The following is a 14131-nucleotide window of genomic DNA, read 5'->3' on the forward strand; positions in this document are numbered from 1 at the left end:
CGTGCGGGGAATCAGGGCGCGAGGGGCACCGTGCCGGTGCCCGCCTCGGGGTTGTCGCGGAGGTCGAGCTCGAGCGAGACCGGGACGGAGCCCTGCGGCACGTCGAACACGTAGTGGACCTGGACGCTCTCGCCCTCGGGCAGCAGCGCCCAGGGCTCGCTGTCGGCGAGGTGGACCCGGCCCGCCTCGGGGCTCGGCGGATGCACCTCGCCGTCCTCGGTGACCAGGTCCGCGGCCTCGCGGAGGCTCACCGGCGCGTCGGTGCCGTTGTCGACCTCGAGGATGACGATCACGAACTCGCCCTCGGCGGCGAGACGGGTGCTGCCCTCGCCGACCGCCTCGACGCCGCGCTCGGTCGAGAGCACCTCGACCTCGACGCCGCCGATCGCGGTGGCGCCGGCCGAGCTGTCGGATCCATCCGATCCGTCGGTCGGTGCCGCGGACGGCTGCGCGGGCGCTGCGGACCCGGCGTCCGGCTCGGTCAGGGCGCGCACCACGAGGACGGAGCCGCCGATCGCGACCACCAGCACGAGCACGGCGACCACGACGAGCGAGACGATGATCGGGCCGCGGCGGCGCGTCGGAGCCTCGGGCTCCACCTTCCGCGCCGGCCGGCGATTGGGGATCGCGGGGCGCGGGGGCGGGGTGGGGAACCCCTCGGGGACGGGCCGGAGGAGGGCGCGCGGTGCGGTGCCGGTGCGGATCCCGGTGGGCGGGGTCTCGATGCGGGGCGGCTGCTCGGCCGACGGGCTCGCGGCCGACGGACTTCCGGTCGACGGACTTCCGGCCGACGGGCTCCCGGCGGACGACGCAGCCGGGGGCGTCGCAGCCGGCGGGGCCGGAGACGTCGGAGACGACTGTGGGGTCGAGGGGGTCGACGGGGCCTCTGCCTCGCGGTCCGGATCCACCCAGTACTCCTCGTCGCCGTGCACCTGCGGCGCGACGCACATCACCTGGACGTGGCCGCTCTCCCTGGTAGGATAATCGATCGGAACACGACGAAACCCTCGCCACGTTCCTCAAGTGGAGTCCCATCCCACCTCGTGACGACCGGCAGGAGCCTCGGCCCCGCCCACGGTCACCGGGTCAGTATCGCAAGTCGGGCCGAGCGCCCGGCTCTCGGGCAGCAATGCCCGATCGGCGTCCGCGCCGCGCACCTCGGGGCCTCCGCATGATTCAGCGGGGGCCCTTCGTCGTCTCGAGCGACATCAAGGTGAGGAGCCACCATCAGCGAACAGCGCATCAACGGTCAGATCAGGGTCCCCAAGGTCCTCCTGGTCGGCCCCGCCGGCGAGCAGGTCGGCGAGGTCCGGGTCGAGGACGCCCTGCGTCTCGCGCAGGAAGCCGATCTCGACCTGGTCGAGGTCGCGCCCGGCGCGAACCCGCCGGTCGCGCGGCTCATGGATTACGGCAAGTACAAGTACGAAGCCAACCTGAAGGCTCGTGAGGCCCGGAAGAACCAGGCCAACACGGTCCAGAAGGAAATCCGGATGGGTCTGAAGATCGACACGCACGACTACGACACCAAGCGCCGCAACGTCGAGAAGTTCCTGTCCGGAGGCGACAAGGTCAAGGTCATCATCCGCTTCCGCGGCCGCGAGCAGTCCCGCCCCGAAATGGGCGTGCGCCTGCTGAACCGCATGGCGGAGGACGTCGCCGAGTTCGGCTTCGTCGAGTCGCACCCGCGACAGGACGGCCGCAACATGGTGATGGTCTTCGGGCCGCACAAGAAGAAGGCCCAGGCCATGGCCGAGGCCCGCAAGCGCAAGACCGACGCCGAGAAGGCCGAGGCGCGCGGCAAGGACGAGCAGTCCGAGACCGCGACCCCGGACGACACCGGCGCACAGTCCTGAGAACGTAAAAGGAGAACAGGCAGATGCCGAAGAACAAGACCCACTCGGGGACCAAGAAGCGTATCCGCGTGACCGGCTCGGGCAAGCTCATGCGGGAGAAGGCCAACGCGCGCCACCTCCTCGAGCACAAGTCCTCCACCCGCAAGCGCCGCCTCGGCAACGACACCACCGTCGCCAAGGCCGACACCAAGCGCATGAAGAAGCTGCTGGGCCGCTGATCGCCCACGCGGGAGCCGAGCTCCTGCGCCCCTGAACGAACGACTGAAGGAGTATCACGTGGCACGCGTGAAGCGGGCGGTCAACGCCCAGAAGAAGCGTCGGGAGATCCTCGAGCAGGCCAGCGGCTACCGCGGCCAGCGCTCGCGCCTGTACCGCAAGGCGAAGGAGCAGGTGCTGCACTCGCAGACCTACAACTTCCGCGATCGCAAGAAGCGCAAGGGCGACTTCCGCCAGCTGTGGATCCAGCGCATCAATGCGGCGTCCCGCGCCAACGGCCTGACCTACAACCGCTTCATCCAGGGCCTCGGCCTCGCGGGTGTCGAGGTGGACCGTCGCATGCTCGCCGAGCTGGCTGTGAACGACGCCGCGGCCTTCGCCGCGCTGGTCGAGGTCGCGAAGAACGCCCTGCCCAAGGACGTCAACGCGCCGGCAGCCTGATCGCCGCGTCGACCGCGATGAGCGAGCGCCCGGATCAGTCGCCGATCACCTCCCCCCGTTCCGAACGGGTGCGGAAGGTGGCGGCACTGGCCGGGCGCTCTGCACGTCGCAAGCAGTCCCGCTTCCGCATCGAGGGACCCCAGGCGGTCCGCTCTCTGCTGGCCCACCGCCCGGACCTCGCCCGCTCCGTCTTCGTCACCGAGCGGGCCGCCGCGGACCATTCCGAGCTCACCGACCTCGCCCACGAGGCGGGCGTACCGCTGCACACGGTCGACGACCGGATCGTGCGCGCCATGGTCCGCGAGGGCTCCGCCCCCGAGGCCGACGGAACCGCCCGGGCCGCAGGCCCGGCCGACGCCTCTGAACGTCCCGGCGGCGATGACCGCCGCGCGGGCGCCGGCCTGCTCACGAGCCCCCAGGGCGTGGTCGCCGTCGGCACCCTCCCCGCCGCCGACCCCGCGGCCGCGCTCCACGCCGTGCAGGAGCTACCGGCCGACGGCGCCCTGACCGTCGTCGTCCTCCACGAGGTGCGCGACCCCGGCAACGTCGGCACCCTGATCCGCACCGCCGACGCCGCGGGCGCCGATCTGGTGCTGCTCACCCGCACCAGTGCCGATCCCTTCGCCCCGAAGGCGGTGCGCGCCGCCGTCGGCAGCCTCTTCCACCTCCCCGTGATCACCGGCGCCGAGATTGACGAGCTGCTGCCCGCCCTCGCCGCCCGGGGGATCACCGCCGCCGCCACCAGCGGCTACGCCGAGGCCGAGCTGTTCACCGTCGACCTGCCCGAGCGCCTCGCCTGGATCCTCGGCAACGAGGCCCATGGCCTCGACGACGCCACCCTCGCCGCCGCGCCCCTCGCTGTGCGCATCCCGCTCGCGGGCCGGGCCGAGTCCCTCAACGTGCACACCGCGGCGACGGTGTGCCTCTTCGAGACGCTGCGCCGCCGGCGGGCGGGGGCATGACCGCCGCCCTGCGCCGCACGGGCCTGCTCGCCGTCCCCCTCCTGCTCCTGCTCGCGGTGGCCACCGCGCTGCTGCTCCTGCTGGCCACGGGCGCGACCGCCCCGGCGGCCCTCGTCCCCGTCTCGCCGCTGGTGACCTGGGGCCTGCCCGTGGTGCGGGCGCTGCACCACCTGGGTCTGCTGCTCGCGATCGGCGGGGGCGGCGCCGCCGTGCTGCTGCTGCCCGGGCCCTCGCGCCGCGAGGTCACCACCCTGGATCCCGCCCGCCGGTCCGCGGTGCGCCTCGCCGCGGCCGGCGCCCTGCTGTGGGCGCTCGCCGCGCTCGCGCAGGTCCCGCTCGGCGGGCTCGAGTCCGCCGGGGCGGGCACGGATCTGGATGTCTGGGCGATCGCGCTCGGCGGCGACCTGGGCCGGATCCAGATCGGGGTCGCGGTCTGCGCCGCCCTCGCCGCGCTCGCCTACGGCCTCGCCCGTTCCACCGTGCTCGCCTGCTGGGGCCTGGCGCTCTCCGGCGCGGGCGTCGGCGCGCTGGGGCTCGCCGGGCACGCGGGCGCGAGCCTCGACCACACCAATGCCGTCAACGCGATGGCCCTGCACCTCGTGGGGGTCTCCGTGTGGGCGGGCGGGCTGCTGGCCCTCGCGCTGCTGCTGCCCCGCCTCGACGACGCGGCGGCCGTGGCCGCGGTGCGGCGTTTCTCCCCGTGGGCGCTCGCGGCGGTGGTCGCGATCGCCCTGTCCGGGCTGCTCAGCGCGAGCATCCGCCTGTCCTCTCCCGCGGAGCTGCTGACCACCGGGTACGGACGGGTCATGCTGCTGAAGGCCCTCGGCCTCGCGGTGCTCGCCGTGCTCGGCGCGGTGCAGCGGCGGCGACTCGGCGACCGGCTCCGCTTCCGCCATCTGGCCGCGGGGGAGGGCGTGTTGATGGCGGTGGTGATCGGGGCGTCGATCGCGCTGGGCCGCATCGCCCCGCCCGTGCCGCAGGTGATTCCCGAGGTGGGGGACCTGAGGATCCTCTCCCTCGTCGGCTACCTGCCCCCCGCGCAGGAGTTCGGGGTGCGGGCCCTGGTCACCGTGGTGCAGCCGGATTGGGTGGCGCTGCTGCTCGCGGCCGCGATGGCCGGTGCGTATCTCGCCGGGGTGGTGCGCCTGCACCGTCGCGGCGACGCCTGGGTGTGGCATCGCGCCGCCGCCTTCCTGCTGGGCTGCCTCGCCTTCGCCTGGGTAATGAGCGGCGGCGCCGCCGCCTGGGGTCGGATGCGCTTCGACGCGCACATGGTCCAGCACATGGCGATGATGATGATCGTGCCGCCGCTGTGGGTGCTCGGTGCCCCCGTGACGCTGCTGTCCCGCGCGGTGGCGCCGCGCACCGACGGCTCCCGCGGGGTTCGGGAGTGGGTGCTCGCGGCGCTGCACTCGGGCTACGCCCGCTTCGTGTCCTCCCCGCCGATGGCCGGGGCGCTGTTCGCAGGCTCGCTCGTCGTCTTCTACTTCTCGCCGCTCTTCGAGGCGGCGATGTACAGCCACCTCGGGCACGTGCTGATGACCGTGCACTTCCTCGCCTCGGGCTACCTGTTCGCCTGGGTGATGATCGGCATCGACCCCGCGCAGCGGACGATCAACCCGGCGCTGAAGCTGATCACCCTGCTGGTCACCCTCGCCTTCCACGCCTTCTTCGGCGTCGCGATGGTCTCGGCGACCTTCCTCGTCGCCGAGTCCTGGTACACCGAGCTGGGCATGTACACCGCGGAGCAGCTCGAGCTGATCCAGGTGCGCGGCGGCTCGATCATGTGGGCCGTTTCCGAGGTACCGACCCTCGGCTACGCGATCCTCATGGCCGTCCAGTGGATGCAGTCTGAGGATCGCCGCGCCCGGCAGTACGACCGCAAGGCCGAACGGGACGGCGGCGCCGAGCTCGAGGAGTACAACGCCTATCTCGCGCGGCTGCAGGTCGGGGGAGGGGAGCCCGCCGCTCCCGCCGACGGGTCCGCTCCCGCCGACGAACCGGCACCCGATCGCGGCGGGTCGACGGAGTCCCGCTGACACGAGACGGCGGCGACCTTCGCAGGATGGTCGCCGCCGCCGCGGTCGGGCCCGAGCGTACGGACTGGTCTCGGCCCTCGCCCGGAGCTGGTCGGGGCGAGCGTCGCTCACGTCATGAATCGACCACTGACAAGGGGCCCTCATCGGGGGTCGGTGGCTCGAAATGATCGAAGTAGGCGGCGGCATCCTTCGCGTCCACGAGGAAGTCGTCTCCATGGGCGCGTCGGCGTGCCGCCACCCGCTCCAGGCACGTGGACCGTCTCGTCGCGAGATAGATCGTTTCAGGAACCACCCCCAGTGGCTTCAGCAGCTGCCTCCATTCCTCGCGCATGGTGCGTGACCAGAACGAGAAATCCAGGACGACATCATGTCCGTCGCTGACAAGGCAGGCGAGTCGACCCCGGAGGTCGCTCTCGATGTCGCGGTGATCGACCTCCGTCAGAGGCATGTCCCGGATCCCGCGCTCCCAGGCTTCCTTATCGAACGACAGCCGCACGAAGCCCTGCGCCTCCAGACGGCGTGCGATCGTCGACTTGCCCGAACCTGCGGGCCCGCACATGAAGATCACCCGTGTCATGCCGTTCAGGCTAGACCTCGGGACTGCTGGAGCGTTGGCTCGAAGCGCCCTGGGTTCCGGTCCATGGTGAGACGGTCGCGGGCGCGGTTGCCACGGGCTGAGTGGAGGGCGCTTCAGTGCTCGCTCGGGCAGATGTGTCCGGTCGAGGTGTCTCCGACCCGTGCAGCGATCCCAGATCTGTCCCCCTCGGGTGACTGACCACCTCAGAGGGACATCAGTGCAGGTGCCCCGGGGTATCTGTGACGTCCTGGTGGGACATGCGGGAACCGTGCTCGTGGTATCTGCGCGGGGGCGCACTTCGCGGAGATCGCCTCGGCTCTCGGCGGAGGGTAGATCCTCGGGGGTCGGCGGGAGGTCGAGGCCGCGTACGGCGAATGTGCGAAGCGGAGCATCGGTCACGCGACGCGGCGGCGACCATCGATCGATGGTCACCGCCGCTCACGTCCTGCGATGCAGCAGGGGAGACTCAGAGCCAGTCGCCGCGCGCCGCCTCCTGCTCCGCGCCGATGGTGGTGTCGGGGCCGTGGCCGGTGTGCACCACGGTCTCGGCGGGCAGCGCGAAGAGCCGCTCCCGGATCGACTCCTCGATCGTCTCCCGCGAGGAGAAGGAGCGGCCGGTCGCCCCGGGACCGCCCTGGAAGAGAGTGTCGCCGGTGAGCACCGCCCCGAGCGCCTCGATGTAGTAGCAGGTCGAGCCGGGGGAGTGGCCCGGGGTGTGCATCGCCTCGACGTCCACGCCCGCGATGGAGAACATGTCGCCGTCGGCGACCTCGTCGTCCCAGGGCAGGTCGCCGTGGGTGAGCCGCCACAGCTCCGCGTCGGCCGGGTTCAGCAGGATCGGCGCCTCGAGCGCGGTGGACAGCTCGGGGGCGAAGCGCACGTGGTCGTCATGGGCGTGGGTGAGCAGGATGCCCACGCACTCCCGGTCGCCGACGAGCGCCTCGACGGCGTCCACGTCGTGCGGGGCGTCGAAGACCACGCACTGCTCGTCGTCGCCGAGCACCCACACGTTGTTCTCGACGTCGAAGGTCTCGCCGTCGAGGCTGAAGGTGCCGGAGGTGGTGGTGTGGTCGAGGCGGGCGGTCATCGGGCCACCTCCACCACGGTGCGCAGGGTCTCGCCCTCGTGCAGCGAGGACAGCGCCTGATCGACGCCGGCGAGGTCGGTGCGGCCGGTGACGAAGCGGTCCAGCGGTAGGCGTCCCTGCAGGAACAGGTCGATGAGGTAGGGGAAGTCCCGCTCGGGCAGGCAGTCGCCGTACCAGGAGGACTTCAGCGCGCCGCCGCGGCCGAAGACGTCCAGCAGCGGGAGGGTGATCTCCACGCCGGGGCGGGGGACGCCCACCAGCACCACGCGGCCGGCGAGGTCGCGGGCGTAGAAGGCGGTCTCGTAGGTCTGCGGGATGCCGACGGCGTCGACCACCACGTCGGCGCCGAAGCCTCCGGTGAGCTCCTGGACCTTCTCCGCGACCTCCTGCGGGGAGAGCCCCGCGGTGTGGAGGGTGTGCGTCGCGCCGAGATCCGTCGCGGCGGCCAGCTTCTTCTCGTCGACGTCGAGGGCGATGATCGTGGTCGCGCCCGCGAGCCGCGCCCCGGCGATCGCGGCGCAGCCCACGCCGCCGAGGCCGATGACGGCGATCGATTCGCCGCGCTGCACGGCGCCGGTGTTGATCGCGGCGCCGATACCGGCCATCACGCCGCAGCCGAGCAGGCCCGCGACCTCCGCGGGGGCGTCCTCGGAGACCTTGGTGCACTGGCCCTCGTGGACCAGGGTCTTCTCGGCGAAGGAGCCGATGCCGAGGGCCGCGGTGAGCACGGTGCCGTCGGCGAGGGTCATGGGCTTCGAGGCGTTGTGGGTCGCGAAGCAGTACTGCGGCACGCCCTTCCTGCAGGCGCGGCACTCGCCGCACACGGCCCGCCAGTTCAGGACCACGTAGTCGCCGACCTCGACGTGGGTGACGCTCTCGCCGACCACGGCGACGCGGCCCGCGGACTCGTGGCCGAGCAGGAACGGGAACTCGTCGTTGATGCCGCCGTCGCGGTAGGCGAGGTCGGTGTGGCACACACCGGTCGCCTGGATGTCGACGACGACGTCGTGCGGACCGGGGTCCGGGATCACGATGTCGACGAGCTCGGCGGGCTGCTTCTCAGCGAGGGCGACGACGCCCTTCACGGTCCAGGACATGCTGGCCTCCTTCGAGGAACGGGGTCCTCGTCAGCCTAGCCGCGACCTCGACGCCGTGGCGCGCGTCCCAGGCGCCGTGCCGCGGCCGCGATCGAGCAGTGCTCAGCGCAGCTCGCCGGGAGTCTCCGGGGTGGGGTGGGTCTGCTGTCCGCCCTGCCATGTGCCCGAGGTAGTGGGCGTGACGTTGTAGTCGCGGACCAGGTCCTCGACGACCATCTGGGCGTCCTGGTTCGAGGCCGAGGCGGCGACGGCGACGAGGTAGTCCGTGTCGTTCGCATAATGCTCGGGGTCGCCGTGGAAGGCGGCGCGGTTCTCGCGCATCACGTCGAGCTCCTCGGCGTCGAAGGCGATCACGAGATCGCCGCCGTCGTGCGACTCTCCCCAATACGCGGACGTGTGGGCGCTGACCTGGTCGGCGGGAACGTCGCCCAGGGTCAGCTGGTAGTCGGTCTCCCGCTCCGAGCCACCCGTCGCGACCACCGAGTTGCCGGAGCCCTCGCCGTGGGGGATCACCTGCTGCGCCCACTCGTTCGTCCCGTCGGGGCGGGTCCGGACGATGAGCTCGTCCGAGAAGGTGTTGTTCCCGCCGTGCTCGGCCTTGATGATGTCCTCGATCTCGAAACCGACGCTGTTGGACATGCTGGTGGAGGTCCGCGTCTCGGTGTATCGGTCCACGACCCCAGGAGCATCCAGGTCCGTCGGGTATCCCCCGCCGTTCACGGCCTCGAGGAAGGCGCGGTCCCCCGCGGCGTCATTGCTGAACGCGACGTGCTCCACCACGGATTCCCGGACGGTGTGCTGGATGCCGGCCGAGAGCTTCACCTCCGGCCCGAGGAGGTCCGTTCCGACCGACATGCCGGAGTCGAGGCCGAGTTCGGAGTAGGGGCCGGAGGTCATCGAGAGAGTGCCGCTCGCATCTCGACCGATCACGGTCGTGTCCCCGGTGGCGGCACTCGCCTCGACGCCGAGGCCTGCCTCGAATCCGCGGTGCTTCCCGCTGACCTCCATGTTGGCGGCGGCCGCGACCTCCGAGCCGAAGGCCACCTCGGTCCCCGGCTGGATGGAGCTCGGGTCGTAGGGGTTGATCTGCATCGCCTCCGCGAGCGACGTCCCGGCGGGGACGGTCACGCTGTAGACGGACTCGGTCGTGACCGTCGAGCCCGTCTCGTACCCGACGCCGATGCCCTTCATGTCCGCCTCCGCGGCACCGGTCACGGACTGCGCCGCCGTGCCGGTCATGGTGAAGGTGATGGTCCCGTCCGGGTTCTCCTGGATCTTCACGTCGGTGCCGACCTCGAGCTCGGTGGTGACGGTGACACCATTCCCGAGGTCGACCTCAGCCTTGATCTTCGGCGAGCCGTCGAGCGTCACCGCCCCGGTGCCGTCGTCGTTGAGCTCGAGCACGGTCCCGTCGGGCAGCTCCACCGTCGTCGACCCGGAGTTCGCATCGGGGTCGTGCGTGAAGTCGTCCTCCGGAGCCCCGATCTTCGCGCTGTCGCGGTCGCTCCCGCTCCCGCCCCCGTCGTGCTCCATGACCGGCCGACCCGCGGCGTTCGCGAGCATGCCGCCATCGATCTCGGGGAGGCCACCCGAGCCGCCGAGCAGCCCGGCGCCGATGCCCGCGCCCGCACCGATGCCCGGCCTCCCGCCGAGCAGACCCTCGAGCAGCCCGCCGAGTCCGCCCAGTCCGTGGAGCATGCCGGCCAGCAACCCCGCGAGGTCCTCCGACGCCCGGTCCTGCTCGTCGGCGTGGCCCCCGAGCTCGCGGGACATCTTCTCGAGGCGCTCCCCGAGACCCTGGCCCTGGAGCGCGACCTGCGCGCAGCGGCCCCGCAGCGCATCGGCGTCCGGGCCCTCCCAGGCGACAGCCTGCGCGGCGTCGTTCGCCTCCGCGAGGAGCGTGCCGAGGCGCGCCCCCGTCGTCCGCAGGTGCGTGGCGTGCTCGCGCATCGAATCGGTGTCCCCGCCGAGGAAAGTCATGCCGTCCTTCTGATCAGGGCCGCACGGTGCGTCGGCCGGTCCTGACAGGCTAGGGGGACAGCAGCGGACCGGGCGATGGGGAGCACTCCCCATCCCTCCTAGAATGGTCCGCGGTGCCCGCGAACGCCGTCGGGCGCCTCCCGATCCGACGGATGAGAGCGATACCCGTGTCCGAGACATCCCCCGCGCCCGGCGCCCCCGCGCTCGACGAGCAGGCGATCACCGCCGCCGTCGACGCCGCGCTCGCCGCGATCGCCGCGGCCCCCGACACCGCGACCCTTAAGCAAGTCCGCATCGACCACGTGGGCGATCACAGCGTGTTGAGCACCGCGAACCGCGCCATCAAGGACCTGCCCAAGGAGCAGAAGGCCGCCGCCGGCAAGCTCGTCGGCCAGGGCAAGGGCCGCGTGCAGCAGGCCCTCGCCGCCCGCCAAGGCGAGCTCGCCGCCGCCGAGGAGGAGGCGGCGCTCGCCGCGGAGACCGTCGACATGACGCTGTCGACCGACCGTCGGCCGCGTGGCGCCGCGCACCCGCTCGTGACTCTCAGCGAGCGGATCGAGGACTTCTTCGTCGGCATCGGCTGGGAGATCGCCGAGGGCCCCGAGGCGGAGTCGTCCTGGCTGAACTTCGACGCGCTCAACGCGGACCCCGAGCATCCCTCCCGCTCACTGCAGGACACGCTCTACCTCGCGCCGGAGGACTCCGGGATGCTGCTGCGCACCCAGACCTCCCCGGTGCAGATCCGCGCGATGCTCGAGCGCGGCGCGCCGCTGTACGTCGCCTGCCCCGGCACCGTCTACCGGGCCGACGAGATGGACGCGACGCACTCGCCGATGTTCCACCAGGTCGAGGGACTCGCGATCGACAAGGGCCTGACGATGGCGAACCTCGTCGGCACCCTCGACGCGCTCGCCGCGCACCTCTTCGGCGGCGCGCCGATCACGCGGCTGCGCCCCAACCACTTCCCGTTCACCGAGCCGAGCGCCGAGATGGACTTCCGCTGCTTCGCCTGCGACGCCCGACTCGGCCTCGAGCACGACGCGGACCCGGACTGCCGCGTCTGCGGCGGCACCGGCTGGATCGAGATGGGCGGCTGCGGCATGGTCCACCCGAACGTGCTCCGTGCCGCGGGCGTGGACCCCGAGGAGTACCAGGGCTTCGCCTTCGGCCTGGGCATCGAGCGCATCCTCATGCTGCGCAACGGCGTGGCGGACATGCGGGACATGGTGGAGGGCGACGTCCGCTTCTCCCAGCACTACGGGACGGAGATCTGAGATGCCGCGCATTCCCCTGACCTGGCTCGGCGAGCACGTCGAGCTCCCCGCCACCGCGAACGCGCTCGAGGTCGCCACCGACCTGTCCCGCGTCGGCCTCGAGGAGGAGGCGATCTTCGGCGCGCAGGTGACCGGCCCGCTCGTCGTCGGCCGCGTTCTCGAGCTCGTCAAGGAGCCGCAGAAGAACGGCAAGACCATCAACTGGGTGCGCGTGGACGTCGGTCCCGAGCACAACGAGGAGCTCGACGACCCGAAGGACCCCCAGCCCGGCGAGGAGCGTCCGAGCCGCGGCATCATCTGCGGCGCGCACAACTTCGTCGCGGGCGACCTCGTGGTCGTCTCCCTGCCCGGCACCGTGCTGCCCGGCGACTTCGCGATCGCCGCGCGGAAGACCTACGGCCACACGTCCGACGGCATGATCTGCTCCGGCGAGGAGCTGGGCCTGGGCGAGGACCCCGACGGCGAGGATGGCATCATCGTGCTCGGCCGCGGCCACGCGAAGGGCCTCACCGCCGAGCCGGGCGACGACGCGATCGCCCTGCTGGGCCTCGCGGACGAGGTCGTCGAGATCAACGTGACGCCGGACCGCGGCTACTGCTTCTCCATGCGCGGCGTGGCGCGCGAGTACTCGCACGCGACAGGCGCCGCGTACACGGACCCGGTCAGCGCGATCGAGATCCCCGCCGCGAGCGGCGGCAGCATCCCGGTACAGCTGCGGGACGACGCGCCGATCCGCGGTGCCGAAGGGTGCAGCCGCTTCGTCGCCCTCGAGGTGACCGGCATCAACTCCGCCGCCCAGACCCCGCGCTGGATGGCCCGTCGCCTCACCCTCGCCGGCATGCGCCCGATCTCCCTGATCGTCGACGTCACCAACTATGTGATGCTCGACCTCGGCCAGCCGCTGCACGCCTACGACGCGGAGGAGCTGGTCGGCCCGATCGAGGTGCGCCGCGCCCGGGCGGGCGAGATGCTCACCACCCTCGATGACGTGGAGCGCACCCTCGACCCCGAGGACCTGCTGATCACGGACGCCGGCGGCGACGGCGACCGCGTGCTCGGCCTCGCGGGCGTCATAGGCGGCGCCACCACCGAGGTCTCCGCGTCCACCACGAACGTGATCCTCGAGGCCGCGACCTTCGACCCGGTCTCCGTGGCCCGCACCGCGCGCCGCCACCGCCTGCCGTCGGAGGCGTCCAAGCGCTTCGAGCGCGGCGTCGACCCGCAGCTGCCGCTCGCCGCCGCCCACCGGGCCGCGGCGCTGCTCGTCGAGCTCGGCGGCGGCACCCTCGCGCCGCGCGCGACCGACGAGGGCTCCGTCCCCGACCCGGCCCCGGTCCCGCTCGCCCTCGGCGACGCCGAGCGCGTGGTCGGCATCCCGTACACCGCCGAGCAGGTGCGCGGCAGCCTCGAGCAGATCGGCTGCACCGTCGTGGGCGAGGACGAGCTGACCGTCACCCCGCCGTCGTGGCGGCCCGACCTCAGGATCCGCGAGGACCTCGTCGAGGAGATCGCGCGCCTCGTCGGCTACGCGCAGATCCCGTCCATCCTGCCGACCGCGCCCGGCGGCCGCGGCCTGACCACCGCCCAGCGCTCGCGCCGCGCGGCCCGCCGTGCGCTCGTCGAGGCGGGCCTCGTCGAGGTCAGCTCCCCGCCGTTCGTCGCGGAGAGCATCCACGACCGGCTCCGCTATGGCGCCGACGACGCCCGCCGCCGCGCCGTGCGGATCCTCAACCCCCTCGCCGAGGACGAGCCGCTGCTGCGCACCGAGCTGCTGCAGACCCTGCTGCCCGTCGCGCGCCGCAACCTCGGCCGCGGCGAGGAGTCCGTCGCGCTCTTCCAGCGCGCCACCGTGTACACGGCCCGCGCCGAGCAGACCGTCGCCCCGGTGCCCGCCCCCGCGGCGCGGCCGAGCGAGCAGGAGCTCGAGGCGATTCTCGCCGCGCTGCCCGCGCAGACCGGTGCGCTCGCCGCGGTCCTCGGTGGCGCCTCGGGGCCGGCCTCCTGGCAGGGCGATCCCGCGCCGTGGGGCTGGGCCGACGCCCTCGACCTCGCCCGCCGGGCGGCCGCCGCCGTCGGCGCCGAGCTGGAGGTGCGGCAGACCGAGCGCGCCCCCTTCCATCCGGGTCGCGGCGCCCAGCTGCGGGTCGTCACGGCCGACGGGTACGGCGCCGTGGTCGGCGCCGCCGGCGAGCTGCACCCCGCCGTGCTCAAGGAGTTCGGCCTCCCGGCCCGCACCGCGGCGTTCGAGCTCGACCTCGAGGCCGTGATCGCCGCCGCCCCCGCGGTGGTGCGTGCCGAGCCCGTGCCCACCTACCCGCCGGCGAAGGAGGACTTCGCCTTCGTGGTCGAGGAGTCGGTGCCCGCGAGCGCCGTCGAGGCCGCGGTGCTGGTCGGCGCCGGTGACCTCGCCGAGCGGGTGCACCTGTTCGACGTCTTCCGCGGCGAGCAGATCGGCGCCGACAGGAAGTCGCTCGCGATCGCCGTGCGGCTCCGCTCGACCGAGGGCACGCTGACCGCCGAGCAGATCGGCGAGACCCGGAGCCGGATCATCGCCGCGGTCGAGTCCGCCGTCGGCGGCGTGCTGCGCGCCTGAGGCCGCGAGCGG

Annotated in this window: 12 protein-coding genes; 7 read left to right on the plus strand and 5 right to left on the minus strand. The window is 72.6% G+C overall.

All coding sequences use genetic code 11. From position 1 onward, the window contains the following. Positions 1-11: 11 nt before the first annotated feature. Positions 12-950, minus strand: coding sequence for a DUF4352 domain-containing protein (locus tag V1260_RS14965; protein ID WP_329747619.1), 939 nt, complete (start codon positions 948-950; stop codon positions 12-14). Positions 951-1274: 324 nt separating this feature from the next. On the opposite strand from V1260_RS14965, the gene infC reads away from it, so the two are divergent. Genes infC through V1260_RS14990 form a run of 5 tightly spaced genes read left to right on the plus strand, consistent with a single transcriptional unit; the run spans position 1275 to position 5511 of the window. Beyond that, positions 1275-1853 (plus strand): translation initiation factor IF-3, encoded by a 579-nt coding sequence (infC, locus tag V1260_RS14970; protein ID WP_329747632.1) that lies wholly within the window; start codon positions 1275-1277, stop codon positions 1851-1853. Between the two features lie 23 nt (positions 1854-1876). After that, the gene (gene rpmI / locus V1260_RS14975) at positions 1877-2071 is read left to right on the plus strand and encodes a 50S ribosomal protein L35 (RefSeq protein ID WP_329747620.1); all 195 of its coding nucleotides are present in this window, start codon (positions 1877-1879) and stop codon (positions 2069-2071) included. Positions 2072-2129: 58 nt separating this feature from the next. Beyond that, the gene (gene rplT / locus V1260_RS14980) at positions 2130-2510 is read left to right on the plus strand and encodes a 50S ribosomal protein L20 (protein WP_329747621.1); all 381 of its coding nucleotides are present in this window, start codon (positions 2130-2132) and stop codon (positions 2508-2510) included. 17 nt (positions 2511-2527) lie between these two features. Further along, complete coding sequence (locus tag V1260_RS14985; RefSeq protein WP_329747622.1) at positions 2528-3472, plus strand: TrmH family RNA methyltransferase; 945 nt, start codon at positions 2528-2530, stop codon at positions 3470-3472. Beyond that, entirely contained in the window at positions 3469-5511 is a 2043-nt protein-coding gene (locus tag V1260_RS14990) for a cytochrome c oxidase assembly protein (protein ID WP_329747623.1), read from the plus strand. The genes V1260_RS14985 and V1260_RS14990 overlap by 4 nt, the downstream gene beginning before the upstream one ends. A gap of 112 nt (positions 5512-5623) precedes the next feature. Here the strand turns inward: V1260_RS14990 and V1260_RS14995 are convergent, their stop codons facing one another. The 4 genes from V1260_RS14995 to V1260_RS15010 form a co-directional block, all read right to left on the minus strand. Next, on the minus strand, positions 5624-6088 hold the full coding sequence (locus tag V1260_RS14995; RefSeq protein ID WP_329747624.1) for an AAA family ATPase: 465 nt from the start codon (positions 6086-6088) through the stop codon (positions 5624-5626). 466 nt (positions 6089-6554) lie between these two features. After that, positions 6555-7175 (minus strand): MBL fold metallo-hydrolase, encoded by a 621-nt coding sequence (locus V1260_RS15000; RefSeq protein ID WP_329747625.1) that lies wholly within the window; start codon positions 7173-7175, stop codon positions 6555-6557. Continuing rightward, entirely contained in the window at positions 7172-8272 is a 1101-nt protein-coding gene (locus V1260_RS15005; protein WP_329747626.1) for an S-(hydroxymethyl)mycothiol dehydrogenase, read from the minus strand. Before V1260_RS15005 ends, V1260_RS15000 begins: the two co-directional genes overlap by 4 nt. Positions 8273-8374: 102 nt before the next feature. Then, positions 8375-10252 (minus strand): WXG100 family type VII secretion target, encoded by a 1878-nt coding sequence (locus V1260_RS15010; protein WP_329747627.1) that lies wholly within the window; start codon positions 10250-10252, stop codon positions 8375-8377. Between the two features lie 167 nt (positions 10253-10419). On the opposite strand from V1260_RS15010, the gene pheS reads away from it, so the two are divergent. Both pheS and pheT read left to right on the plus strand, forming a co-directional pair. Continuing rightward, entirely contained in the window at positions 10420-11526 is a 1107-nt protein-coding gene (pheS, locus tag V1260_RS15015; RefSeq protein ID WP_329747628.1) for a phenylalanine--tRNA ligase subunit alpha, read from the plus strand. Position 11527: 1 nt separating this feature from the next. After that, entirely contained in the window at positions 11528-14119 is a 2592-nt protein-coding gene (gene pheT, locus V1260_RS15020) for a phenylalanine--tRNA ligase subunit beta (protein ID WP_329747629.1), read from the plus strand. Positions 14120-14131: the final 12 nt, after the last annotated feature.

Source organism: Brachybacterium sp. J144, from assembly GCF_036321705.1.
Classification (GTDB): Bacteria; Actinomycetota; Actinomycetes; order Actinomycetales; family Dermabacteraceae; genus Brachybacterium.